The following is a 25,021-nucleotide window of genomic DNA, read 5'->3' on the forward strand; positions in this document are numbered from 1 at the left end:
CCCCCCGCCCCCCCCCGCCCCCCCCGCCCCGGCTCTCGCGTTGCCTCAGGACTCCGGGGTGGACCCCTTGCGCCGGCCGGTCAGCCGCCGCACCGGACCGGCGACCGCCTCGGCGGCCCGGCCCGCCCGGGTGGCGAGGGCGGCCCGGGCCGCCCTCGCCGTGTCGGAGGTCCGCCACCACAGCTGGGCCGAGGACGGCGGCAGCAGCAGGGCCCGCAGCCGCCCGGCCCGGCCGGCCCCGGCCCACAGGGCCCGCCGGGCGGTGCGGACGTCGGCGGCCAGCGGGGCCGTGGTGACCTGCCCGGCCGGGGCGTAGAGCACCCGCTCGGTGGCCAGCGCCAGCCGTCCGGCGGCGGCCGCCGCGTCCGCGTCCAGGTCCGCCGTCTCGGTGATCCGCCGGGCGGCCGAGCGCGGGGTGCGTGACTCGTCCGGGGGAATTCCGACGTCCCAGGCGGAGTCCACCAGCTCGTCCCAGGCGGCCAGCACCTGGGCGTCGGTGAGCTCGCCCGGGCCGTCCCCGCCGGGCCGGCGCCGTCCTCCGCCGCCGAGCCGGCGGCGTCGTACGGCGGTCCGCCAGAACATCGGTACGAGCAGCAGCGCGATCAGCACCACCACGACGGCCAGGGTGCCGAGCACCTGGCCGGACAGCAGCCAGGACTCGTCGGCGCCCCGGCCGGCCGCCTTGCTCTTGGGCCCGCAGTCGCCCAGCTGGCGCTGCTTGGCGGTGCAGTCGGAGCTCTGGGACGGCGCCGGGACGGCGGCCGAGCTGGTCGCCGCGGCGGTCGGCGCCTGGGAGGGCGCCGTGGTCGGGGCGCTGGACGCCTCGCTGTAGCGGGCCGGGACGCCCCGGCTCGGGGTCGGCTCGAAGCGCATCCAGCCGTAGCCGGAGAAGTACAGCTCGGGCCAGGCGTGGTACATCCGGCCGCTGACCGAGTAGACGTTGTCGCCCTTGTTGTCGCCGGGGGTGAAGCCGACCGCGACCCGGGCCGGGATCTTCAGCACCCGGGCCATCGCCGCCATGGTGGAGGCGAAGTGCACGCAGAAGCCGCGGCGGTCGCGCAGGAAGACCGCGATCGCGTTGCTGCCGGTGCCGCCCTCGACCGAGGTGTCGTACTTGAACCCCGGGCCGGTGAAGAAGTTCACCAGCGCCGTCGCCCGGTCGTAGTCGGTGCGGGCGTTGGCGGTGACCGCCCTGGCCTGCTCGGCGACCACGGCCGGCAGGTCGGACGGGACGGCGGTGTAGCGGTCCCGGATGTCCTGCGGGGCGAGCGGCGCGGTGCGCAGCTCGTCCGCGGTGGGCCGCAGGTCCAGCGTGCTGACGTGGTAGCGCAGGCCGCTGATCGCCTTGTCGTTGGTCGGCAGGACGGTGCGGGTGATCGGGTCGAGCTTCCACTCGTTGCGGTTGGGGACCTGGACGGAGGCGGCCGGGTACGGCATCGGCAGCCAGCTGTTCTGCAGGCCGTTGCCGATCTGGAAGTCGCCCTCGATCCGGGGGACGTTGGTGACCCGCAGGCCCTCGGGGGTGGGCAGGGTGGCCGGGAGGTCGCTGACCACCGTGCTGCCGAGCTTCCAGTTGGTGCCGTCGAACTGGTCCAGCGAACCGGTGCGCAGGTAGGTCTGGTCGGCGAGGTCGCTCTCCAGGCTGTAGGTGAGCAGCTCGTTGTCGGACGGCTTGCTGATCGCCGCCTCCAGGCTGACCAGCGGGTCGAGGCTGGTGGCCACGCTCCCGGCGCCGCCGTGCCCGGACGACCCGCCGGACGAGCCCGAGTCCAGCAGCCCGAGGTCCCAGCGCGGCAGGAAGACCGGCAGCAGCAGGGCCAGGGCCAGCGCCAGGACGCCGACCTGCTGGCCGCCCTGGCTGATCCGGCTGGAGGTGACCGTGCCGCGCGCGCTGCCGCGGAAGACCCGGCCCCAGCGGGAGACCCGGTCCTCGCCCTCGGCGAACAGCAGCAGCAGGTAGCCGGCCGAGGCGAAGCCGAACCAGACCCAGCTGCCGTGGTCCCCGGCGACGCCGTTGCCGATCGAGTACAGCGCCAGCAGCGGCAGCCCGGCCAGCGCCGAGCGCCGGTAGGTCACCGCGATGGTGTCCACCAGTACGGCGATCAGGCCGACCGAGGAGACCAGGATCAGCCGCAGGCCCGCGGTCGGCGGCGCCGGGAGGGCGTACTGGCTGATGTCGTCCAGACCGGCGGAGAAGACCTGGCTGAGCATCCGCATCGCGGGCGCCCCGGGCAGCACCCCGCCGGTCAGCCCGGACCCGGCGAAGCCGAGCAGCATCAGCAGGAGCAGCACCAGCACCTGGGCCACCGGGACCGACCAGCGGTACAGCGGGGAGCGGCGCAGGCCGGCGCCGACCGCCGAGATCACGGCGATCACCAGGAAGGCGTAGGTGAGCCAGCTGCGGATGGTCAGCAGCGGCAGCAGGCACAGCGAGGCGAGGGCGGTGGCCAGCGCCGAGTAAACGGTCAGTTTGGCCCGGGTGGTCACGCGCCGGCCTCATCTCGGTAGGGGGCGGTGGTCTTGGCGCCGTCGGCGGACCGCCACAGGTCCGGTACGGAGTCGCCCGCCCGGACCGGCAGGACCGTCCAGCCGGCCGCGCGCAGCTCCCGGACCCGCTCGCGGAACTCGTCGCCGCCGGTGTCGGGGGCGAGCATCCGCACACCGGCCCAGGTGCCGGTGTCGAGCAGGAAGGCGATCGCCCCGCCGGTGCGGCCGCGCAGCCGGGCCAGCCGGGTGGCCTGCGCCGCGTCCAGGTCGCCGAGGACGGCCACCAGCAGACCCTCGCCGCCGGCCCGCAGCGGCTCCTCGGCGCGGGACAGCCCGGCGCCGTCCGACAGGTCGGCGACCGCGAGGGCGTCCAGGATCAGCCCGGAGGTGTCGGCGGCGACGTTGTGGCCGCCGCTGCCGGGCCCGGGCACCCAGTGCCCGGTGTCGGTGAGCAGCTGGGTCTGGTAGCCGCGCTCCAGCAGGTGCACGGCGACGGAGGCGGCGCAGCTGACCGCCCACTCGAAGGAGGAGGCGGGGCCGCTGCCCCGGTGGGCCACCTCGCGGGTGTCCAGCAGGACGGTGGCGCGGGCCTTCTGCGGCTGCTCCTCGCGGCGCACCATCAGCTCGCCGTACCGGGCGGTGGAGCGCCAGTGCACCCGGCGCAGGTCGTCGCCGGGCCGGTACTCGCGCAGGATCACGTCGTCGTCGCCGGCCAGCGCCAGGGTGCGGGCGTGGCTCTCGCCCTGGCCGATCCACTCGCCGCGGAGCCGCACCTGCGGCAGCGCCAGGACCTGCGGGACGACGGTGAGCACGTCGGAGGCGGCGAAGGCGCGGTTGACCTCGCACATCCCGAACGGGTCGGACAGCCGCAGCTGCAGCGGCCCGAGCAGGTAGCGGCCGCGCAGGTCGGAGCGGACCCGGTAGGAGACCTCGCGGAAGCCGCGCGGCTCGACCCGGTCGAGCACGAACCGCGGCCGCGGCCCGAGCACGTACGGGACCTTGTCCTCCAGGAGCAGCAGCCCGGTGGGCACCCGGGAGACGTTGTCCACCCGCAGGTGGACCCGGGCCTCCTGGCCGGCGATCGCCCGGTGCGGGCTGAGCCGGCGTCCGCTGGCCACCCGGTACCGGGTGTTGGCGACCACCGCGGCGGCGGCCAGCGGCAGGGCGGCGAGCAGGACGCCGACCCGCAGCAGCGCGTCCTGGTCGAGCAGGTAGGCGCAGACCACCGCGGTCAGACCGGCCGCGAGGAACGAGCGGCCCCGGGTGGTGAGGCCGTGCAGTCCGGCCCGCAGCCCGCCCGTTCCGTCGGATGAGGCCACCTCAGCCCCTCCGGACGGCCGGGCCGCCCTGCGGACGGGGCAGCGGGATCCGGGCGACCAGGTCGGTCACGATCTGCTCGGCGGTGCGGCGGCCGAGCTGGGTCTCGGCGGTCGGCATCAGGCGGTGCGCCAGGACCGGGACGGCCAGCCGCTGGATGTCGTCCGGGGTGACGTAGTCGCGCCCGTCCAGCGCGGCGGCGGCGCGGGCGGCCCGGACCAGGTGCAGGGTGGCGCGCGGCGAGGCGCCCAGCCGCAGTTCGGGGCTGGTGCGGGTGGCGCCGACCAGGTCGACGGCGTAGCGGCGGACCGGGTCGGCGATGTGCACGGTGCGGACCAGCTCGACCAGCTTGAGGATGTCGGCGGCGTGCGCGACCGGCTGGAGGTCGGCCAGCGGGTTGGCACCGGCGTGCACGTCGAGCATCGCGAACTCGGCCTCGGGGCTGGGGTAGCCGATCGAGACCCGGGCCATGAAGCGGTCCCGCTGGGCCTCCGGGAGGGGGTAGGTGCCCTCCATCTCGACCGGGTTCTGGGTGGCCACAACCATGAACGGCGAGGGCAGCTCGTAGCTGGTGCCGTCGATGGTGACCTGGCGCTCCTCCATCGACTCCAGCAGCGCGGACTGGGTCTTCGGCGAGGCGCGGTTGATCTCGTCGCCGACCACGATCTGGGCGAAGATCGCGCCCGGGCGGAACTCGAAGTCGTGCTGCTGCTGGTCGTAGATGTTGGTGCCGGTGACGTCCGAGGGCAGCAGGTCGGGGGTGAACTGGATGCGGCGCACGGTGCAGTCCACGGACTTGGCGAGCGCCTTGGCCAGCATGGTCTTGCCGACGCCGGGCACGTCCTCCAGCAGCAGGTGGCCCTCGGCGAGCAGGACGGTCAGGGCGATCCGGACGGCCTCGGGCTTCCCCTCGATCACGCTCTCGATGTTGGCGCGGACCCGGTCCACGACCGCCGCGAGCTCCGGGAGCCCGACCGGACGGTACCCGTTCGCCCTCTGCTCGCCCCCCGCAGGACTGCCGAGACCGGCCTGATCGTTGTAGCTCGTCACCCGTTTACGCTCCCTGGCACACCGTGCCCGCCTCACCCGAGGCCGGACCCCACCCCATGCTTGACGCGGCCGTCCCGGGGGCGGTTCCGAACGAGGATCCGGCGCCGGTGGGCGGCCTGCGGCCCGGCCGCCCCAGGTGGTTCGGGGTCCGACCGGCAGGCGCATTCTCCCCCGTTCGGCGGTCAGAAGTCACCATTCGGCCCTCGCCGAATGAGAGCGGGCGGGCTCCGGTCAGCGGATCTCGCGCAGCAGCCCGGTGTGGACGTCGAAGACGAAGCCGCGGACGTCGTCGGTGTGCGGCAGGAACGGGGAGGTGCGCACCCGCTGCATGGACTGGCGGACGTCGCCGTCCAGGTCGACGAAGGCCTCCACCGCCCACTGCGGGCGCTGCCCCACCTCCAGCTCCAGTTCGCGGCGGAAGTCCTCGGTGAGGCCGAGCAGTCCGCAGCCGGTGTGGTGGATCAGCGCGATCGAGCGGGTGCCCAGGGCACGCTGGCTGATGGTCAGGGAGCGGATGGTGTCGTCGGTGACGACGCCGCCGGCGTTGCGGATGACGTGGGCGTCGCCCAGGGCGAGGCCGAGCGCCGCGAAGAGGTCGAGCCGGGCGTCCATGCAGGCCACCACGGCGATCCGCTGGACGGGGCGGGCGTCCATGCCGCCGTCGCGGAAGTCCACCGCGTACTCGCGGTTGGCCGCCACGAAGCGGTCGATGATGGTGGGTCCGGCGGGGTCGGCGGCGGCGTTCGGCGTCGGCCGGTCGGGGGTCACTGTCATGGTGGCGACGTTAGTGCCGTCCGGGGCCGCGCGGTGGGGCGGAGAGCTACAGAACGCGCCGCCGTGAGCGAGTGCATAGCGACAACCGGAGGGTCCGTCCGGGCCGGTCCGGGGACGGGTTCGTACCCGGTCGCTCGACGGGGCGCGCGCCGGTCGCCGGGGGCTGTCGGCCGGGACCCCCGCCGGGCCGCTCCGACGGCCGCGACCTGCGGTGATCCGTACCGCCGCCCGGGTGGTGCGCCGGAGCGGACCATTGACTGGCGGGGCCGCCGCGATAGAGTTGCGGCGCGTTGGAGCACACCCCTCGGAGCCCGTCAACCGGGCCGTGCCGAACGGTGTGCGGCCCGGCCGATGCGGCTCGTGGCCTCCACCCGCTCCGTGTCCACCTGGCGCACCTTCCCCGGCGCCGGGCGGTCACGACCTTCCCCTCGAGCGGGCGGGGACCACGGGCCGCGTCGTCGTGCCGGCGGGTGGTGGGCGAGAATGGTCGGAGCTCCCGGATCGTCGGGCTGCTCCGCACCGAGGAAGGGCGCCGCCGCGCATGACCACCAACGAACCGGGTCCCAAGCACGTTCCGGTGATGCTGCAGCGGTGCATGGACGCGCTGGCGCCGGCGATCTCCCGCCCCGGTGCCGTGGTGGTCGACGCGACCCTGGGCCTCGGCGGCCACAGCGAGGCGCTGCTGACCCAGTTCCCGGAGGTCCGGCTGGTCGCGGTGGACCGCGACCCGCAGGCGTTGAAGCTGTCCGGCGAGCGGCTGGCGCCCTTCGGCGACCGGGCCACGCTGGTGCACGCGGTGTACGACGAGATCCCCGAGGTGCTGGAGCGCCTGGACATCGACCGGATCGACGGCGTCCTGTTCGACCTCGGCGTCTCCTCGATGCAGCTGGACGAGGCCGACCGCGGTTTCGCCTACGCCCAGGACGCGCCGCTGGACATGCGGATGGACCAGACCCGGGGGATCAGCGCGGCGGAGGTGCTGAACACCTACGGCCACGGCGACCTGGCCCGGATCCTCAAGGTGTACGGGGAGGAGCGGTTCGCCGGGAAGATCGCCTCGGTCATCCTGCGGGAGCGGGAGAAGGAACCGTTCACCAACAGCGCGCGTCTGGTCGATCTGGTGCGCAACGCCATTCCGGCGGCGACCCGCCGGACCGGCGGGAACCCGGCCAAGCGGACGTTCCAGGCGCTGCGGATCGAGGTCAACGGTGAGCTGGAGGTCCTGGACCGGGCGATCCCGGGGGCACTGGACGTCCTGGCGCTGGGCGGCCGGATCGCGGTGATGTCGTACCAGTCGCTGGAGGACCGGCTGGTGAAGCAGTACTTCGCCGCCGGAGCGACCAGCACCGCCCCGCCGGGGCTCCCGTTCATCCCGGAGGAGCACCAGCCCTGGCTCAAACTGATCACCCGCGGTGCCGAGCAGGCCACCGAGGAGGAGATCGAGGAGAACCGGCGCGCCGCGCCCGTGCGGCTGCGGGTGGCGGAGAGGATCAGGGACCGAAGCAAGCGGGGCTGAGGAAGGCTCCGGCGGGGTCCGAAGGGCGGAGGAGAACGGTGGGGCCGGTGGCCGGTGAGGTCCGGGCGGGGCGGGGAGGACTCCCCGGACAGGGCAGGGCACGCATCACGGTCCGGCCGGGGCGGCGCCCCGTGCGGGGGCGCACGCCGTTCGCGGTGCTCGTGGTGGTGCTGCTGGCGGCGGGGCTGCTCGGCCTGCTGGCGCTGAACACGGCGCTCAACGAGGGCTCCTTCGAACTGTCCCGGCTGCAGAAGCAGACCACCAAGGCGACCGACGAGCAGCAGAGCCTCCAGCACGAGATCGACCAGAGCTCAGCCCCGGACGCGCTGGCCAAGCGGGCCGGCGAGCTGGGCATGGTCCCGGCCGGCGGGATGGCCTTCCTGGACGTGCCGAACGGCGGCAAGGTGGTCGGCACGCCCGGCCCGGCGCAGGACAGCCCGCCGGTGAAGAAGTCGACGGTCGACCCGTGGCCGACCAAGCCCGCGCCGGGCGCGCAGAGCGCGGCCCCGGCGCAGCCCTCCGGACAGCCGTCCGGCTCGCCGAGCGCCCAGCCCCCGGCCCAGCCGAGCCCCTCGGCGCCGCCGACCCCGGCGGCCTCGGCCGGCGACTCGGTGATCCAGCTCAACCCGGTGACGAGCGCGCCGGCCCAGCACGGGGGTGGTACCCGATGACGACACCTCGTCAGCCCTCCGGTTCCGGCTCGGGCTCCGGCTCGGGGTCCGGTTCCGCCCGCCGCCAGCCGCCGCGCAGCGGTACGGCCAGGCCGGTGGCCGGGCGCGGCCAGCCCGCGAAGGGGCAGCCGGCCAAGGGGCAGGCCGCCCGCGGCCAGTCCGGCAAGGTCCAGCCCGCGAAGGTCCAGCCCGCGAAGGCCCAGACGCCGAAGGCGCAGAGCCCGAAGGCCCAGCCGGCCAAGGCCCAGCCCGCGCGCGGCCAGTCGGCCAAGGCGCAGCCCGCCCGGTCCGCCTCCGTCGGCCGCACCCCGCGGGCGCCGCAGCAGCGCCGCCCGGAGGGCCGTCCGCCGGCCCGCAGCCAGGCGGCCGTGCGGCCGCGCCCGAAGTCCAGGCTGCCGCACCGCCCCAAGGCGCTGCGGCTGGCCGAGCCGAAGCGCCGGCTGCGGGTGATCACCGTGGTGCTGTCGCTGGTGTTCTCGGTCTTCGCCGGGCGCCTGGTGCAGCTCCAGCTGGTCGACGCCGACGCGCTGGCCGCCGACGCGAACACCAACCGCTACCAGAACATCCCGATCACCGCCGAGCGCGGCTCGATAACGTCCTCCGACGGCGTCGCCCTCGCGGCGACCGTGGACGCGTACGACATCACCGCCGACCCGGCGATGTTCACCCCCGAGGCGACCGGCATCCCGGACGCGCCCGAGCAGGCGGCCGCGTTGCTGTCGCCGATCCTCGGCGTGGCCAAGGAGAAGATCGCCGCCGACCTGCACACCCCGAAGACCCGCTACAAGCGGCTCGCCGCGCAGCAGACCCCGGCCGCCAAGACCCAGATCAGCGACCTCAAGACGGGCCTGGAGAAGAAGGCCGGCACGCGCGCCTGCCAGGCCCAGAAGAAGCTGCTCGGCAAGCCGGCCGACCAGGGCGGGCGCACCCGGGTGGACAACGAGTGCGCCAACCCGCTGGCCGGGGTGTTCAACCGGGAGACCCAGAAGCGGATCTACCCGGCCGAGGGGCTGGCCGCCAACCTGGTCGGCTTCGTCAACGGCGAGGGCGAGGGCGCCGGCGGGCTGGAGCTGCAGTACCAGAAGCAGCTGGCCGGCAAGGACGGCCACAGCAGCTACGCCCAGGCGGGCGGGCGGCTGGTGCCCACCGCCGGGGGCTCGATGGACCCGGCCGTGTCCGGCAGCGACATCAAGCTGACCGTCAACCGGGACATCCAGTGGGCCGCCCAGCGGGCGATCACCGACCAGGTGGCCAACTCCGGTGCGGAGAAGGGCTACGTGGTGGTCCAGGACGTGAAGACCGGCCAGGTCATCGCGATGGCCTCCGCGCCCGGCTTCAACCCCAACGACCTGAGCCTCGCCAAGCAGTCCCAGATGGGCAACCCGGCCCTGGTGGACGCGTACGAGCCGGGCAGCACCGCCAAGCTGATGAGCCTGGCCGCCGTGCTGGACACCGGCAAGGCGAACTGGGACACCAAGGTGACGGTGCCCTACCCGCTGATCCGGGCCGGGCAGGAGTTCAGGGACGACGTCGTGCACGGCACCTGGTACCTGACCCTGGCCGGGGTACTCGCCAAGTCCTCCAACATCGGCACCATCGAGGCGATCGAGACGCTCGGAGACGGCGACCAGCTGAAGGCCAACCAGATCCTGGACGGCTACATGCGCAAGTTCGGGGTGGCTCAGCCGACCGGTGTGAACTTCCCGGGGGAGACCGCGGGCAAGCTCAAGAAGCCGGAGGACCTGGTCGCCTCGGAGAAGTACAACATCGCCTTCGGCCAGGGCCCGTTGCAGATGAACGCGCTCCAGGCCACCTCGGTGTACTCGACCATCGCCAACGGCGGGGTGCGGGTCGCGCCCAGCATCGTCCAGGGGATCACCGGGCCGGACGGCAAGTACGCCCCGACCCCGGCGGGCGAGCAGACCCGGGTGGTCAGCGAGCAGACCGCCAAGACCCTCACCTCGATGCTGGAGTCGGTCGTCGACGACGAGCAGGGGACCGGCGGCAAGGCCGCGATCCCCGGCTACCGGGTCGCCGGGAAGACCGGCACCGCCAACCGGGGGGCCGCCGACGGCAAGGGCTACGACGGCTACACCGCCTCCTTCATCGGCTTCGCGCCCGCCGACGCCCCCCGCTACACCGTCTCCTGCACCCTCCAGGGCCCGGTCAACGGGCACTTCGGCGGCCAGCTGTGCGGGCCGGTGTTCAAGCAGGTGATGGAGTTCACCCTGAAAACCATGCAGGTCCCGCCGAGCGGGAGCCAGGCGCCGAACCTGGCCGTCGAGTGGAAGCCGTGAACGAGGATGAGCAACCAGCGGGCCGGTGCGGACGACGGCGCGGCGAAGGGCCGGTTTGGCCCTGGGCACCCTTCGGCGGATAGCCTTCGCGCCGTGCCGAAACCCGATCAAACCACCGTGAGTCCGCCCCGCCCGACCGGGACCGCCGCCCTGCCGCTCGCCGAGCTGGCCTCCCGGCTGGGCCTGCCGCCCGTCGAGGGCGCCGCCGTCACGGGTGTCACCCACGACTCCCGCGCGGTGCGCCCGGGCGACGTGTACGTGGCCTTCCCGGGCGCCAACCACCACGGCGCGGCCTTCGCCGGCCAGGCTGCGGCGGCCGGCGCGGTGGCCGTGCTGACCGACCCGGCCGGTGCCGAGCTGGCCGGGCCCTCGGGCCTGCCGCTGCTGGTCGTCGACCGGCCGCGGGCCCGGATGGGCGAGCTGGCCGCGATCGTCTACGGCCACCCCTCCGAGGGGCTGCTGATGATCGGACTGACCGGCACCAACGGCAAGACCACCACCTCGTACCTGGTCGAGGGCGGTCTGCGCGGCGCTGGGCGGCTCCCCGGCGTGATCGGCACCGTCGAGATGCGGGTCGGCGAGGAGCGGATCAAGAGCGAGCGGACCACCCCCGAGGCCACCGACCTGCACGCGATCCTCGGTGTGATGGCCGAGCGCGGCGCGGACGCGGTGACCATGGAGGTCTCCAGCCACGCCCTGGTCTTCGGCCGCACCGACGGGGTGGCGTACGACGTCGCGCTGTTCAACAACCTCACCCCCGAGCACCTCGACTTCCACCCGGACATGGAGGACTACTTCCAGGCGAAGGCCCGGCTCTTCCAGCCCGGCAAGTCCCGCCACGGCGTGGTCAACCTGGACGACGAGTACGGCCGCCGGCTCGCCGCCGAGGCCAAGATCCCGGTGACCACCTTCTCCGCGACCGGCGACGCCGGGGCCCACTGGCGGGCCGTGGACGTCCAGCTCGGTCCGATCGGCTCCACCTTCCGGGTGGTCGGTCCGGACGGCGCCGGGGCGGACGCCTCCGTCCCGCTGCCCGGCCCGTTCAACGTCGCCAACGCGCTGGCCGCGATCACCGTGCTGGTCGCCGCCGGGCTGCCGCTGGAGCGGGCGGTGGCCGGGATCGCCGCCGTCCCCGGCGTGCCGGGCCGGCTGGAGCGGGTGGACGGCGGGCAGCCGTTCGTCGCCGTGGTGGACTACGCCCACAAGCCGGACGCCCTCCAGGCCGTCCTCGCCTCGCTGCGCGAGGTCACCAAGGGCCGGCTGCACGTCGTGGTCGGCTGCGGTGGCGACCGCGACCCGCACAAGCGCGGTCCGATGGGCGCGATCGCCGCCCGGCTCGCCGACACCGCCCTGCTGACCAGCGACAACCCGCGCAGCGAGGACCCGCTGGCGATCCTCGCCAGCATGCTGACCGGCGCCGCCGCGGTGCCCGAGGCCGAGCGCGGGGACGTCCTGGTCGTCCCCGACCGGGCGGAGGCGATCCGGCTCGCGGTCACCCGCGCCCGGGCCGGGGACACCGTGCTGGTGGCCGGCAAGGGCCACGAGCTCGGCCAGTACGTTCGAGACGAGATCCGCCCCTTCGACGACCGGGAGGTGCTGCGCGAATCGATCGCGCGGACCACGGCCGACCGGGGCGACCGAGGAGTAGAGCAGCAGTGATCGCACTGACCCTCGCCGAGGTGGCCGCCGCCGTCGGCGGCACCCTGGACGGCGCCGCCCCGGACACCCTGGTCACCGGCCCGGTCGAGGTCGACTCGCGGAAGGTGAGCCCCGGCGGCCTGTTCGCGGCCTTCGTCGGCGAGCACGTGGACGGCCACGACTACGCGGCCACCGCGGTCGAGGCCGGCGCCGTCGCGGTGCTGGCCTCCCGCCCGGTCGGCGTGCCCGCCGTCCTGGTCGACAGTGTGGTGGAGGCCCTCGGCAGGCTGGCCCGCACCGTGGTCGCCCGTGCCGAGGGCACCACGGTGGTCGCGCTGACCGGCTCGGCCGGCAAGACCAGCACCAAGGACCTGATCGCCCAGCTGCTCCAGCGCCACGGCGAGACGGTCTTCCCGCCGGGCTCGCTGAACAACGAGATCGGCCACCCGATGACCGCGCTGCGGGTCGAGGAGGGCACCCGGCACCTGGTCATGGAGATGGGCGCCCGGCACAAGGGCGACATCGAGTACCTCACCTCGATCACCCCGCCGCGGATCGGCCTGGTGCTCAACGTCGGCACCGCCCACGTCGGCGAGTTCGGCTCCCAGGAGGCGATCGCCGAGGCCAAGGGCGAGCTGGTCGAGGCGCTGCCCGCCGACGGCGCCGCGATCCTGAACGCGGACGACCGGCTGGTGCGCGCCATGGCGTCGCGCACCAGGGCGAAGGTGGTCCTGTTCGGGGAGTCCCCGGACGCCCACGTCCGGGCGACTGACGTTCGCCTGGACGCCACCGGGCGGCCATCGTTCACGCTCACCACCCCGGCCGGTTCCGCACCCGTACAACTGCGCCTGTACGGTGAGCACCACGTCTCGAACGCCCTCGCCGCCGCCGCGGTGGCGACGGAGCTCGGGATGACCGTCGACGACACCGCGGCAGCCCTGGGCGAAGCGGGTGCGCTGTCCCGCTGGCGCATGGAGGTCGTCGACCGGGCCGATGGTGTCACCGTCGTCAACGACGCCTACAACGCGAACCCCGACTCGATGCGGGCCGCGCTGCGGGCGCTGGTCTCGATCGGCGGCCGCGGTCCGGAGCGCCGCCGTACCTGGGCGGTGCTCGGCGAGATGCGGGAGCTCGGCGAGGAGAGCCTGGCCGAGCACGACGCCATCGGGCGGCTCGCCGTCCGACTCGACGTCACCAAGCTGGTGGCGGTGGGTGGACGCGAGGCGGCCTGCATGGAACTCGGTGCGAGGAACGAAGGTTCGTGGGGTGAGGAGTCGGTGCTGGTGTCCGACGCGGACGCGGCGGTCGAACTGCTGCGCAGTCAGCTTCGGCCGGGGGATGTGGTCCTGGTGAAGGCGTCCCGTTCGGTGGGGCTGGAGAAGGTGGCCGAGGCCCTCCTGGCGGACGGTGCTGCCCGATGATGAAGCAGATCCTCTTCTCCGGGATGATCGGCCTGATCCTCTCGCTGGTCGGCACGCCCGCCCTGATCAAGCTGCTCGCACGGGGCGGCTACGGCCAGTACATCCGTGACGACGGCCCCAAGGCGCACCACAGCAAGAAGGGCACGCCCACCATGGGCGGCATTGCCTTCATCCTGGCGACCCTGATCGCGTACTTCGCCACGAAGGCGATAACGGGCGACAGCCCGACCGCCTCCGGGCTGCTGGTGCTCTTCCTGACCACGGGCCTCGGCCTGGTCGGCTTCCTGGACGACTACATCAAGGTCGTCAAGCGCCGTTCGCTCGGCCTGCGGGCGAAGGCGAAGCTGGCCGGCCAGTCCATCGTCGGTCTGGTGTTCGCCGTCCTGGCGCTGCAGTTCCACGACGACCGCGGGCTCAGCCCGGCCTCCCAGTCGCTGTCCTTCGTGCGCGACTTCAAGTGGTCGATCGGCCCGGTGCTGTTCGTCATCTTCGCGTACTTCATGATCGCGGCGACCTCCAACGGCGTGAACCTGACGGACGGTCTGGACGGTCTGGCCACCGGTGCCTCGGTGATGGCCTTCGGCGCCTACACCTTCATCGGCGTCTGGGAGTACACCCAGAGCTGCGCCTACTTCATCTCCGCCACCGGCGCCTGCTACGACGTCCGGGACCCACTGGACCTCGCGGTGGTGGCCTCCGCCCTGATGGGCTCCTGCTTCGGCTTCCTCTGGTGGAACACCTCGCCCGCCAAGATCTTCATGGGTGACACCGGCTCGCTCGCCCTCGGCGGCGCCCTGGCCGGTCTGGCGATCTGCTCGCGCACCGAGCTGCTGCTGATCCTGCTCGGCGGCCTCTTCATGATCATCACGCTGTCGGTGATCATCCAGGTCGGCTCCTTCCGGATGACCGGCAAGCGCGTCTTCAAGATGGCACCACTGCAGCACCACTTCGAACTCAAGGGCTGGAGCGAAGTCCTGGTCGTGGTCCGCTTCTGGATCATCCAGGGCCTGTGCGTGGCCGTCGGCCTCGGCCTCTTCTACGCGGGATACCGGACCGGATGACGAATCCTGACTTTGTGAACCTGCCCGTGGTGGTCGCCGGCCTCGGCGTCTCGGGCATCAGCGCCGCGCGCGTCCTGACCGGGCTCGGCGCGAGCGTCACCGTGGTCGACGGCGGCAGCGGCGAGGGCCTGCGGGCCCGCGCCGCCGAGCTGGAGGCGGTGGGCGTCGCGGTGCGCCTGGGCGACGGCGCGAGCCTGCCCGAGGGCACCGCACTGATCGTCACCTCGCCCGGCTGGGCCCCCGACAGCCCGCTGTTCGCCGCCGCCGCGGCGGCCGGCGTGCCGGTCTGGGGCGACGTCGAGCTGGCCTGGCGGCTGCGCAAGCCGCTGCCGGGCACCGGCGAGCCCGCCCCCTGGCTGGCCGTGACCGGCACCAACGGCAAGACCACCACCGTCCAGATGCTCGCCTCGATCCTCACCGCGGCCGGCAAGCGCACCGCCGCCGTCGGCAACGTCGGGGTCTCGGTGCTGGACGCGGTGCTCGCCGAGGAGCCGTACGACGTGCTCGCCGTCGAGCTCTCCAGCTACCAGCTGCACTGGGCGCCCTCGCTGCGCCCGTACTCGGCGGCCGTGCTCAACCTGGCCCCGGACCACCTCGACTGGCACGGCTCGATGGAGGCGTACGCCGCCGACAAGGGCCGGATCTACGAGGGCAACGTGGTGGCCTGCGTGTACAACCTGGCCGACCCGGCCACCGAGGCGCTGGTCATGGAGGCCGACGTCGAGGAGGGCTGCCGGGCGATCGGCTTCGGCCTCGGCGCGCCGAGCCCGTCGAACTTCGGCGTGGTGGACGGCCTGCTGGTGGACCGCGCCTTCGTCGAGGACCGGACCAAGAACGCGGCCGAGCTGGGCGCCGTCGAGGACGTCAACCCGCCGGCCCCGCACAACATCGCCAACGCGCTCGCCGCGGCGGCGCTGGCCCGGTCGTACGGGGTCGACCCGAAGGCCGTCCGGGAGGGCCTGCGGGCCTTCCGCCCGGACGCCCACCGGATCGCGGAGGTCGGTACGGTCCGCGAGGTCACGTACATCGACGACTCCAAGGCCACCAACACCCACGCCGCGGCGGCCTCGCTGGCCGCCTACCGGCCGATCGTCTGGATCGCCGGGGGACTGGCCAAGGGCGCGACCTTCGACGACCTGGTCCAGGGCGCGGCCGAGCGGCTGCGCGCGGTGGTGCTGATCGGGCAGGACCGGGCGCTGATCCGCGCGGCGCTGGAGCGACACGCTCCGGATGTGCCGGTGATCGAGGCGGCCGAGGGCCAGACTGGCGCGGTGGCGATGACCGAGGTCGTTCGAACGGCCGCGACGCTCGCCCGATCGGGTGACACGGTGCTGCTGGCCCCGGCCTGCGCCTCGATGGACATGTTCACCAACTACGGCGAGCGCGGCGACCTGTTCGCGGCGGCCGTCCGGGAGCTGGCGGGCGCGTAGTCGGGCCCCTGGAGACTGGGCCGAAGGGCCGCGCCGACGACCGTCGGCGCGGGCCGGAGCGGCCCGGAGGCGAACGAGCCTCAGAGAGTGGGAGCGGGCAGTGGCGGGGCAGGGCAGGGCGGATTCCGGCGGGACGAAGCAGGACACCGCCGAGCCGTGGCGAGTGATCTCCGCCACCACGACCAAGTACAAGTCGGCCGGTCCACTGGGGCGGTTGCAGGCCTTCCGGGCCCGCGTCCGCTACTGGCTGGACCGGCCGCTCACGCCGTACCTGCTGATCGTCGGCACGACCCTGCTGCTGGTCGTGCTCGGCCTGATGATGGTCTTCTCGGCCTCGCAGATCCTGGCGCTGAACCAGCACCACACCGCGCAGTACTACTTCCTCAAGCAGCTGATCGCGGCCATCCTCGGGCTGGTCCTGCTGGCCGGCTTCGCCTCCGTCCCGGTGGCGGTGCTGCGGGTGATCGTCTACCCGGTGATGTTCGGGGTGATCGGCGCCCTCGCGCTGGTCGCGGTGCCCGGCATCGGGGTGCGGATCAACGGCAACCAGAACTGGCTGGACTTCGGGTTCTTCCAGTTCCAGCCCTCCGAGTTCGCCAAGCTCGCGCTGGTCCTCTGGGGCGCCGACCTGCTCGCCCGCAAGCAGAAGGCCGGCACCCTCACCACCTGGAAGCACCTGCTGGTCCCGCTGGTGCCCGGCGCCCTGCTGCTGCTGGCGCTGATCATGATCGGCGGTGACATGGGCACCTCGATGATCCTGGTGGCCATGGTGTTCGCGCTGCTCTGGATGGTCGGCGCACCGCTGCGGCTGTTCGTGGCCACCCTCGGAGTGGCGGTCGTGGTCTGCACCGCCCTGGTGATCACCGTCCCGCACCGGGCCGAGCGCCTGGGCTGCATCGGCGTCACCAAGCTCGACCCGGACGGCGCCTGCTTCCAGGCCCTGCACGGCGTCTACTCGTTCGCCCTCGGCGGCGGCTTCGGCACCGGCCTCGGCGCCGGCGTGGAGAAGTGGGGCCAGCTGCCGGAGGCGCACACCGACTTCATCTTCGCCGCGACCGGCGAGGAACTCGGTCTGGTGGGGACGCTGTCGGTGATCGGCCTCTTCGCGGCACTAGGCTACGCGGGTATCCGTGTGGCCATCGGTACGAAGGACCCCTTCGTCAGGTACGCCGCGGGAGCCGCCACCACCTGGATCATGGCGCAGGCCATGATCAACCTGGGGTCGGCGCTGGGACTGCTGCCCATCGCGGGCGTCCCGCTCCCGCTGTTCTCCTACGGCGGTTCCGCCATGCTGTCGGCCATGTCCGCGATCGGGGTGCTGCTGTGCCTGGCACGCAGCTCCTCGGGCGCGAAGGCGGCCCTGGCCGCCCGGAACAAGAACTCCCGGATCAGGAAGCGACTGGCCCGGGTGCTGCCACGACGACGAACCACAGCGCGCCCGGTCCCCGGACCGGCACGCAGGGAGCGGTGAATTTCGGTGCATGTCGTACTCGCCGGCGGGGGGACCGCCGGTCACATCGAGCCGGCCCTGGCCCTCGCGGACGCACTCCGCAGGCACGACCCGTCCATCGGGATCACCGCCCTGGGCACCGAGAAGGGGCTGGAGACCCGACTGGTACCCGAGCGCGGCTACCAGCTGGAGCTCATCCCGGCCGTGCCGCTGCCCCGCAAGCCCACCCCCGAGCTGATCACCGTCCCGGGCCGGCTGCGCGGCACCGTGCGGGCCGCCCAGGAGATCATCGAGCGGGTCAACGCGGACGCCGTGGTCGGCTTCGGCGGCTACGTCGCGATGCCCGCCTACCTGGCCGCCAAGCGGGCCGGCGTGCCGATCGTGGTGCACGAGGCCAACGCCCGCCCCGGCCTGGCCAACAAGATCGGCGCCCGCTACACCGACTTCGTCGCGGTCTCCACCCCGGACAGCAAGCTGCGCGACTCCCGGTACATCGGCATCCCGCTGCGCCGGACCATCGCCACCCTGGACCGCAACGCCACCCGGCCGGAGGCCCGCCAGTACTTCGGCCTCGACCAGCGGCTGCCCACCCTGCTGGTCTCCGGCGGCTCCCAGGGCGCGCGCCGGCTCAACGAGACGATCACCGCGATCGCCCCGCGGCTGCAGCAGTACGGCGTGCAGATCCTGCACGCGGTCGGCCCGAAGAACGAGCTGCCGCAGGTCGCCGACGTCCCCGGGATGCCGCCGTACCGCCCGGTGCCGTACATCGACCGGATGGACCTCGCCTACGCGGCCGCCGACCTGATGCTCTGCCGGGCCGGCGCGATGACCGTCGCCGAGCTGGCCGCGGTCGGCCTGCCCGCCGCCTTCGTGCCGCTGCCGATCGGCAACGGCGAGCAGCGGCTGAACGCCCAGCCGATGGTCAAGGCCGGCGGCGGTCTGCTGGTGGACGACGCCGAGCTGACCTCGGACTGGGTGCTGCAGAACGTGCTGCCGGTGCTCACCGACCCGCAGCGGCTGTGGGACATGAGCCGGGCCGCCGCCGAGTTCGGCCGCCGGGACGCGGACGACCTGCTGGTCGGCATGGTGTACGAGGCGATCCAGGCCCACCGGGGCGGTCGCCGTCGTGGTTGACGGCCGGCCCGCCGGCTCGCCCCCGGCCGCCGGCCGGGGGCGCTCCCACGAGGAGGACGAGTTCGGGGACGAGGAGTCCGCTCCCCGCCTCCGGCTCTCCCGGCGGGGCATCGTGGTGCTGAGCGCGCTCGGCGCCGCGGTGCTGGGCGCGCTGGCCTGGGTGGTGTTCTTCTCCTCGCTGCTGGACGTGCGCGACGTCGCCGTCCAGGGTGCCGCGGACGAGAAGCTGACGCCGGACCAGGTCCGCGCGGCCGTCGGCGGGGTCGCCGACGGCCCGCTGGCCCGGGTCGACCTGGACGGCGTCCGCCGGCGGGTGGAGGCGCTCCCCCGGGTGGCGAAGGCCGAGGTCTGGCGGGGCTGGCCGCACACCCTGCAGGTCAAGGTGGTGCAGCGGACGGCGGCCGCCGCCGTCAAGGGGGATGACGGTCAGTTCACCCAGGTGGACGCCGCAGGCGTGAGCTTCGCCACCGAGGCGGCCCCGCCGGCGGGCGTGCCGGTGGTGGAACTGCGGCTCAGTCAGCCTGCGAAGGACGTGGACGGGGTGATCTCCCGGGGACAGTTGGTGCAGGGTGCGGTGGCGGTGGCCGCCGGACTCCCGCCGGAGATCGCCAAGCGGGCCGGATCGGTCCTGGTGCACTCCTACGACGACATCGAACTGCAGCTCAGCGGGGGTGCGACGGTGCGCTGGGGGAGCCCGGAGCAGACCGACCGGAAGGCCCGGGTGCTGCTCGCACTGATGAAGCAGAAGGGCACCAACTTCGACGTGACGGCGCCGGAGGCGCCGGCGGTGTCCGGCTGATCCGCTAGATTCTGTGCCGGAGGGAGGGGTTGACGCTGCGGAGTGTCGGCCCGACCCTTGGTGGTCACCCCCGGTTTCCATTGCCGGCCGATGATCACATAGGCTCAAAAGAAAAAGGGAAGCTCGGCGTGTTCGTTGAAACGCGTGCCCGGAGCCACCTAGTGTCCTGTGTCACCAGACTGTGTCCATTGGTGATGTGACGGGGGCACAGAACTAACCCTAAAGGTCAAGTTTAGGGTTGGGGTCGGCGGTCGGCATTTCGGACATTCAGTCAGAAACCAGGCTCCCTACCCATCGACATCCGTCGACACGGCCCCCCGTCGGGGCGGGTCGACCCGGAAATTCGAGGCGAGAGGCCTTCGACGTGGCAGCACCGCAGAACTACCTCGCAGTCATCAAGGTCGTCGGAATCGGCGGCGGTGGTGTCAACGCCATCAACCGGATGATCGAGGTCGGTCTCAAGGGCGTCGAGTTCATCGCGATCAACACCGATGCGCAGGCCCTCCTCATGAGCGACGCCGACGTCAAGCTCGATGTGGGCCGTGAACTCACCCGGGGCCTCGGCGCCGGCGCCAACCCCGAGGTCGGCCGCAAGGCCGCCGAGGACCACCGCGAGGAGATCGAGGAGGTCCTCAAGGGGGCCGACATGGTCTTCGTCACCGCCGGCGAGGGCGGTGGCACGGGCACGGGCGGCGCGCCCGTCGTCGCCAACATCGCCCGCTCGCTGGGCGCCCTGACCATCGGCGTGGTCACCCGTCCGTTCACCTTCGAGGGCCGCCGCCGGGCCAACCAGGCCGAGGACGGCATCGCCTCCCTGCGCGAAGAGGTCGACACCCTCATCGTGATCCCCAACGACCGGCTGCTGTCCATCTCGGACCGCCAGGTCAGCGTGCTCGACGCGTTCCGCTCGGCCGACCAGGTCCTGCTCTCCGGTGTCCAGGGCATCACCGACCTGATCACCACCCCGGGCCTGATCAACCTCGACTTCGCCGACGTCAAGTCCGTCATGTCGGAGGCCGGTTCGGCGCTCATGGGCATCGGTTCGGCCCGTGGTGAGGACCGCGCCAAGGCCGCCGCCGTGATGGCGATCTCCTCGCCGCTGCTGGAGGCCTCGATCGACGGCGCCCGCGGCGTGCTGCTGTCCATCTCCGGCGGTTCCGACCTCGGCCTGTTCGAGATCAACGAGTCGGCCCAACTGGTCAGCGAGGCCGCCCACCCCGAGGCCAACATCATCTTCGGTGCGGTCATCGACGACGCGCTCGGCGACGAGGTGCGGGTCACCGTCATCGCGGCCGGCTTCGACGGCGGCCAGCCGCCGGCGATCGTCCGCGACCCGGTGGTGAAGTCCACCACCCCCGCCGCTCCGGCGACCCCGCCGGCCGCTCCGGAGCGCCCGGTCGGCCGTCCGTCCTACGGGAGCATCGGCTCGGTGACGTCCCGTTCGGAGGGGGAGGCCGCGGCCGCCCCGTCGCGTTCGGCCGAGACCTCGGCCACCACGACCGCCGCCGCCCCGGTGCCGCCGCAGGTGCAGCCCGCCCGCCAGCCGTTCGTGGAGAGCCCGGCCGAGGAACTCGACGTGCCGGACTTCCTTAAGTGATCGATCACGCGGTTCGCGCTGGTGCTCACTTCGCCTTCACCGATCGGTGGGGCGGGGTGAGCACTTCGCCGTACGGGGAGCTGAACCTCGGCGGCGCGGTGGGCGACGACCCGGAGGCGGTCCGGGAGAACCGGGCCGTCGCGGCCCGGGAGCTGGGGCTCGACCCGGCCGACGTGGTCTGGATGAACCAGGTGCACGGCGCCGAGGTCGCCGTGGTGACGCAGCGCCAGCCGCTCGGGCAGGCCCCGACGGTGGACGCGGTGGTCACCGACCGCCTGCTCGCGCTCGCGGTGCTGACCGCAGACTGCACCCCGGTGCTGCTGGCCGACCCGGTGGCGGGCGTGGTGGGCGCGGCCCACGCGGGCCGGCCCGGGCTGGCGGCCGGAGTGGTGCCCGCGGTCGTGCGGGCGATGGTCGAGCTGGGGGCCGAACCGGCGCGGATCACCGCCGCCACCGGCCCCGCGGTCTGCGGCCGCTGCTACGAGGTGCCGCCCGGGCTGCGCGCCGAGGTCGCCGAGGTCGTCCCGGCGGCCTTCGCCGAGACCTCGTGGGGAACCCCGGCGCTGGACGTGGCGGAGGGGGTCGCCGCCCAACTGGCCGCGGCCGGGGTCACCGAACTGGTGCGCTCACCGGTCTGCACCCTCGAATCCGCCGATCACTTCTCCTATCGCCGCGAGCAGCGCACGGGCCGCCTCGCGAGCTACGTCTGGTTGGACTCTGATCACTGATGACGAACGACATCTACGGACCGTTCCCGGGGAACGGCCAGTTCTCGGAGGCCCTGACGGAGGGCCAGCGGGCCCGGTACGAGCAGCTCGGGACCAACCTCGACGTGGTCGAGCGCCGGATCGTGGACGCCTGTGCGGCCGCCGGACGCCCGCGCGAGGACGTCAGTCTGATCGTCGTCACCAAGACCTACCCGGCCGAGGACAGCGCGCTGCTGGCCGGACTGGGTGTGACGGACGTCGCGGAGAACCGCGACCAGGACGCCGCTCCCAAGGCGGAGCAGTGCAGAAACCTTCCTCTTAGCTGGCACTTCGTCGGCCAGCTCCAGACCAACAAGGTCCGCTCCGTGGTCCGCTACGCGAACCACGTGCACTCGGTGGACCGGCTGCGGCTCGTCGAGTCGCTCTCGGCGGCCGTGCTCAAGTCCGAGCGCCCGGAACTGGGCTGCCTGGTGCAGGTGGCACTGGACAAGGAGCACGGGGAGGGCGCGCACCGGGCCGGGGTCGCCCCCGAGGACGTCGCCGAACTCACCGACGCGATCGCCGACACGCCCGGGCTGCGCCTGGACGGTGTGATGACGGTCGCTCCGCTGGCCGGCCCGCTGGCCGGCGACCCGGTCCGGGCCTTCGAGCGGCTGGCGGAAATCGCAACCGCCGTACGGGCGGCCCATCCGGCTGCCACCATGGTCTCCGCAGGCATGAGCGGTGACCTTGAGCAGGCGATTGCCGCCGGAGCGACACATGTACGCGTCGGAACGGCGGTACTCGGAGTGAGGTCACCCCTCGGGTAACGTCACCGGGTAGTAGATCAGACTGCAGGACAAAATAGGACAGAAGCTAGCAGCTTTCCGAAGTGCTAGCCAACCGTGGATCGCAGCTCCGCGGCCCCCACTCCACGTACTCTGACAGGTTGTCGACCTGACGCGCCGTCGTGGGGGATCGCGGAAATCCGCGGGCGGGGCCCTCTGTGGCCCGGCCACCGGGGACGGTCCACCACAAGCGGAGGAGACAGGAGCATGGCCGGCGCAATGCGCAAGATGGCGGTCTACCTCGGCCTCGTGGAGGACGAGACGTACGACGGCCAGGGGTACGACCCCGACGACGACTACGACGCGGACCCCGAGCCGATCCGCACGGGGCAGCGGACCGAGGACATCCCCCGGCCGGCAGCCGCCCCCGCGCCCGCCCCGGTCTCCTCGATCACCCCGCAGCCGGTCCCGGCCGCGGTGCCGATCCGGCAGGAGACCCCGAGGATGGCCCCCGTGTCGTCCATCACACCCGAACGCCGCCACAACCTGGAGAAGAGCGCCCCGGTGATCATGCCCAAGGTCGTGAACGAACGAGAGCCCTACCGCATCACCACGCTGCACCCCCGGACCTACAACGAGGCCCGTACCATCGGGGAACAGTTCCGCGGAGGGACCCCCGTGATCATGAATCTGACCGAGATGGACGACACGGATGCCAAGCGGCTCGTAGACTTCGCCGCTGGACTCGTCTTCGGTCTGCACGGCAGTATCGAGCGCGTGACACAGAAGGTGTTCCTGCTGTCGCCTGCTAACGTCGATGTCACGGCGGAGGACAAGGCTCGGATCGCCGAGGGTGGGTTCTTCAACCAGAGCTGACCCGGCCACGACTTTACGTGTGGATCTGATCAACAGTGGTTGGCGACAGGTGACGAGCGGTGGGCCCCAGGGCCCGGAACCGGGGAGAGGGAAAACGCGATGGACATCGTGTGGGCGGTGCTCTACTACGCCCTGACCGTCTTCCTGGTGTTCCTGCTCGTGCGACTGGTCATGGACTGGGTCTTCCAGTTCGCGCGTTCGTGGCGGCCGGGCAAGGCCATGGTCCTGGTCCTGGAGGCCACGTACACTGTCACGGATCCGCCGCTCAAGCTTCTTCGGCGGTTCATTCCGCCGTTGCGTTTCGGGGGCGTGGCGCTCGACCTGTCCTTCTTCGTACTGATGATCATTGTGTATGTCCTGATCTCGCTTGTGCACCCCTAGTCGTAGGTGAGCGATGCGACAGGATGCCGGTGTGCCGACGATCACGTTGAGGTGAAGAGATGCCATTGACCCCCGAGGACGTTCGGAACAAGCAGTTCACGACCGTCCGCCTGCGTGAAGGCTATGACGAGGACGAGGTCGATGCCTTCCTCGACGAGGTCGAGGCGGAGCTGACCCGCCTCCTCCGGGAGAACGAGGACCTGCGGGCCAAGCTGGCCGCCGCGACTCGTGCCGCCGCGCAGAACCAGGCCAACATGCGGAAGGAGCCGCCGCAGGACGCCCAGCGTCCGGCCGCTCCCGTCCCGGCCGCCATATCCGGCCCGCCGGTCCCCGGCCAGCAGGGTCCGGGTGGCCCGCAGCAGATGGGCCCCGGCGGCCCGCAGCAGATGGGTCCGGGCGGTCCGCAGCAGATGGGCCCGGGTGGTCCGCAGCAGCAGCAGATGGGCAACCAGCCCCTCGGTCTGCCGTCCGGTGCGCCGCAGCTCCCGGCCGGCCCGGGTGGCGGGATGGGCCCCGGCGGTCCCCAGCAGATGGGCCAGACCATGGGCGGCCAGCAGCAGCTGGTCCAGCCGATGGGCGGTCAGATGCTCCAGCCCATGGGCGGTCCCGGTGGCCCGCAGCAGATGGGCAACCCGATGGGCCAGGGCATGGGCCAGCAGCAGCAGATGCAGCCGATGGGCCAGGGCATGGGCCAGCAGCAGCAGATGCAGCCGATGGGCGGCCCGCTCGGCGGCCCGATGCAGCAGCAGCAGCAGCAGGGCCCGGGCGGTGACAGCGCCGCCCGCGTGCTGGCGCTCGCCCAGCAGACCGCCGACCAGGCGATCTCCGAGGCCCGCTCCGAGGCCAACAAGATCGTCGGCGAGGCGCGCAGCCGGGCCGAGGGTCTGGAGCGCGACGCCCGGGCCAAGGCCGACGCCCTGGAGCGGGACGCGCAGGAGAAGCACCGCGTCGCGATGGGGTCGCTGGAGTCCGCGCGGGCCACGCTGGAGCGCAAGGTCGAGGACCTGCGGGCGTTCGAGCGCGAGTACCGCACGCGACTGAAGTCGTACCTGGAGACCCAGCTGCGCCAGCTGGAGTCGCAGGCCGACGACTCGCTCGCCCCGCCGCGGATCCCCGCCACCGCGTCGCTGCCGCCGGCGGCGTCGTCGATGGCTCCGGCCGGTGCCGGGTCGATGGGCTCCGCGCCGTCGTTCGGTGGGAACCAGCCGTCGTTCGGTGGCAACTCGCCGTCGTTCGGGGGGCAGAGCTCCTTCGGTGGGAACCCGCCGGCGCCGAGCTTCGGCGGGCAGCAGGGTGGGAACACCGGTGCGCCGCAGATGCAGCCGGCCGGGATGACCCAGCCGATGGCGGCCGTGCGGCCGCAGCCGCCGCAGCCGATGCAGCAGGCTCCGGCGCCGATGCGGGGCTTCCTGATCGACGAGGACGGCGACAACTGAGGTTGTAGCCGGGCTCTTTGAGGGCGTCCCCTTTCCGACCTTCGGGTCGGGGAGGGGGCGCCCTCTTCGTGTTGGGGGGTGGGGGCCGCTGCGCGGGGCTGTTGGTGGGGGTGGGCTTTCGGGAGGGTGGGTTGGTCCGGGGGCGGTTCCGGGGGTGGGTGCTCCGGCGGCTGGGTGATTTTCCGACCGCCGACCCTCATTGCACGGGCTGT

20 protein-coding genes are annotated in these 25,021 nt (G+C 72.9%); 16 read left to right on the forward strand and 4 right to left on the reverse strand.

The annotated features are described in order from the left end of the window. Positions 1 to 45: 45 nt before the first annotated feature. The 4 genes from ACFV8H_RS37415 to ACFV8H_RS37430 form a co-directional block, all read right to left on the reverse strand. A complete protein-coding gene (locus tag ACFV8H_RS37415; protein WP_380408708.1) occupies positions 46 to 2,487 on the reverse strand; it encodes a transglutaminaseTgpA domain-containing protein in 2,442 nt (813 codons plus the stop codon). Continuing rightward, positions 2,484 to 3,806, reverse strand: coding sequence for a DUF58 domain-containing protein (locus ACFV8H_RS37420; protein WP_380408710.1), 1,323 nt, complete (start codon positions 3,804 to 3,806; stop codon positions 2,484 to 2,486). The genes ACFV8H_RS37415 and ACFV8H_RS37420 overlap by 4 nt, the downstream gene beginning before the upstream one ends. Position 3,807: 1 nt before the next feature. Further along, positions 3,808 to 4,854: an AAA family ATPase gene (locus tag ACFV8H_RS37425; protein ID WP_380408711.1), complete on the reverse strand. Its 1,047-nt coding sequence runs from the start codon at positions 4,852 to 4,854 to the stop codon at positions 3,808 to 3,810. A gap of 231 nt (positions 4,855 to 5,085) precedes the next feature. Then, positions 5,086 to 5,628, reverse strand: a complete 543-nt coding sequence (locus ACFV8H_RS37430) for a beta-class carbonic anhydrase (RefSeq protein ID WP_380408713.1) — start codon at positions 5,626 to 5,628, stop codon at positions 5,086 to 5,088. 541 nt (positions 5,629 to 6,169) lie between these two features. Between ACFV8H_RS37430 and rsmH the strand changes: the two genes are divergently transcribed. The 16 genes from rsmH to ACFV8H_RS37510 all read left to right on the forward strand — a co-directional run bounded on the left by rsmH (position 6,170) and on the right by ACFV8H_RS37510 (position 24,809). Then, positions 6,170 to 7,144: a 16S rRNA (cytosine(1402)-N(4))-methyltransferase RsmH gene (rsmH, locus tag ACFV8H_RS37435; RefSeq protein ID WP_380408714.1), complete on the forward strand. Its 975-nt coding sequence runs from the start codon at positions 6,170 to 6,172 to the stop codon at positions 7,142 to 7,144. Between the two features lie 131 nt (positions 7,145 to 7,275). Beyond that, positions 7,276 to 7,815 (forward strand): cell division protein FtsL, encoded by a 540-nt coding sequence (locus ACFV8H_RS37440; RefSeq protein WP_375893225.1) that lies wholly within the window; start codon positions 7,276 to 7,278, stop codon positions 7,813 to 7,815. Beyond that, positions 7,812 to 10,112 carry a penicillin-binding transpeptidase domain-containing protein gene (locus tag ACFV8H_RS37445; RefSeq protein ID WP_380408716.1) on the forward strand — a complete coding sequence of 767 codons (2,301 nt, stop codon included), beginning with the start codon at positions 7,812 to 7,814 and terminating at the stop codon, positions 10,110 to 10,112. Before ACFV8H_RS37440 ends, ACFV8H_RS37445 begins: the two co-directional genes overlap by 4 nt. Before the next feature lie 93 nt (positions 10,113 to 10,205). Next, complete coding sequence (locus tag ACFV8H_RS37450; RefSeq protein WP_380408718.1) at positions 10,206 to 11,771, forward strand: UDP-N-acetylmuramoyl-L-alanyl-D-glutamate--2,6-diaminopimelate ligase; 1,566 nt, start codon at positions 10,206 to 10,208, stop codon at positions 11,769 to 11,771. Beyond that, the gene (gene murF / locus ACFV8H_RS37455) at positions 11,768 to 13,171 is read left to right on the forward strand and encodes a UDP-N-acetylmuramoyl-tripeptide--D-alanyl-D-alanine ligase (RefSeq protein WP_375893221.1); all 1,404 of its coding nucleotides are present in this window, start codon (positions 11,768 to 11,770) and stop codon (positions 13,169 to 13,171) included. The genes ACFV8H_RS37450 and murF overlap by 4 nt, the downstream gene beginning before the upstream one ends. Continuing rightward, the gene (mraY, locus tag ACFV8H_RS37460) at positions 13,171 to 14,232 is read left to right on the forward strand and encodes a phospho-N-acetylmuramoyl-pentapeptide-transferase (protein ID WP_380408733.1); all 1,062 of its coding nucleotides are present in this window, start codon (positions 13,171 to 13,173) and stop codon (positions 14,230 to 14,232) included. The genes murF and mraY overlap by 1 nt, the downstream gene beginning before the upstream one ends. Continuing rightward, positions 14,229 to 15,662, forward strand: coding sequence for a UDP-N-acetylmuramoyl-L-alanine--D-glutamate ligase (murD, locus tag ACFV8H_RS37465; RefSeq protein ID WP_380408720.1), 1,434 nt, complete (start codon positions 14,229 to 14,231; stop codon positions 15,660 to 15,662). Before mraY ends, murD begins: the two co-directional genes overlap by 4 nt. Positions 15,663 to 15,762: 100 nt before the next feature. Continuing rightward, entirely contained in the window at positions 15,763 to 17,133 is a 1,371-nt protein-coding gene (gene ftsW / locus ACFV8H_RS37470; protein ID WP_375893217.1) for a putative lipid II flippase FtsW, read from the forward strand. Between the two features lie 6 nt (positions 17,134 to 17,139). After that, positions 17,140 to 18,246 carry an undecaprenyldiphospho-muramoylpentapeptide beta-N-acetylglucosaminyltransferase gene (gene murG / locus ACFV8H_RS37475; RefSeq protein WP_375893216.1) on the forward strand — a complete coding sequence of 369 codons (1,107 nt, stop codon included), beginning with the start codon at positions 17,140 to 17,142 and terminating at the stop codon, positions 18,244 to 18,246. Then, entirely contained in the window at positions 18,239 to 19,045 is an 807-nt protein-coding gene (locus ACFV8H_RS37480; RefSeq protein ID WP_380408722.1) for a cell division protein FtsQ/DivIB, read from the forward strand. Before murG ends, ACFV8H_RS37480 begins: the two co-directional genes overlap by 8 nt. Before the next feature lie 364 nt (positions 19,046 to 19,409). Beyond that, complete coding sequence (ftsZ, locus tag ACFV8H_RS37485; RefSeq protein WP_380408724.1) at positions 19,410 to 20,642, forward strand: cell division protein FtsZ; 1,233 nt, start codon at positions 19,410 to 19,412, stop codon at positions 20,640 to 20,642. Continuing rightward, a complete protein-coding gene (pgeF, locus tag ACFV8H_RS37490; RefSeq protein WP_380408726.1) occupies positions 20,639 to 21,370 on the forward strand; it encodes a peptidoglycan editing factor PgeF in 732 nt (243 codons plus the stop codon). The genes ftsZ and pgeF overlap by 4 nt, the downstream gene beginning before the upstream one ends. Next, entirely contained in the window at positions 21,370 to 22,158 is a 789-nt protein-coding gene (locus ACFV8H_RS37495; protein ID WP_380408728.1) for a YggS family pyridoxal phosphate-dependent enzyme, read from the forward strand. Before pgeF ends, ACFV8H_RS37495 begins: the two co-directional genes overlap by 1 nt. Positions 22,159 to 22,383: 225 nt before the next feature. After that, positions 22,384 to 22,992: a cell division protein SepF gene (locus ACFV8H_RS37500; RefSeq protein WP_030282899.1), complete on the forward strand. Its 609-nt coding sequence runs from the start codon at positions 22,384 to 22,386 to the stop codon at positions 22,990 to 22,992. A 99-nt stretch (positions 22,993 to 23,091) separates the two neighbouring features. Next, positions 23,092 to 23,373, forward strand: coding sequence for a YggT family protein (locus ACFV8H_RS37505; protein WP_030282903.1), 282 nt, complete (start codon positions 23,092 to 23,094; stop codon positions 23,371 to 23,373). Between the two features lie 59 nt (positions 23,374 to 23,432). Continuing rightward, positions 23,433 to 24,809: a DivIVA domain-containing protein gene (locus ACFV8H_RS37510; RefSeq protein ID WP_380408731.1), complete on the forward strand. Its 1,377-nt coding sequence runs from the start codon at positions 23,433 to 23,435 to the stop codon at positions 24,807 to 24,809. Positions 24,810 to 25,021 lie beyond the last annotated feature (212 nt).

Source organism: Kitasatospora sp. NPDC059827, assembly GCF_042731675.1.
In the GTDB taxonomy this organism is placed as follows: Bacteria; Actinomycetota; Actinomycetes; order Streptomycetales; family Streptomycetaceae; genus Kitasatospora.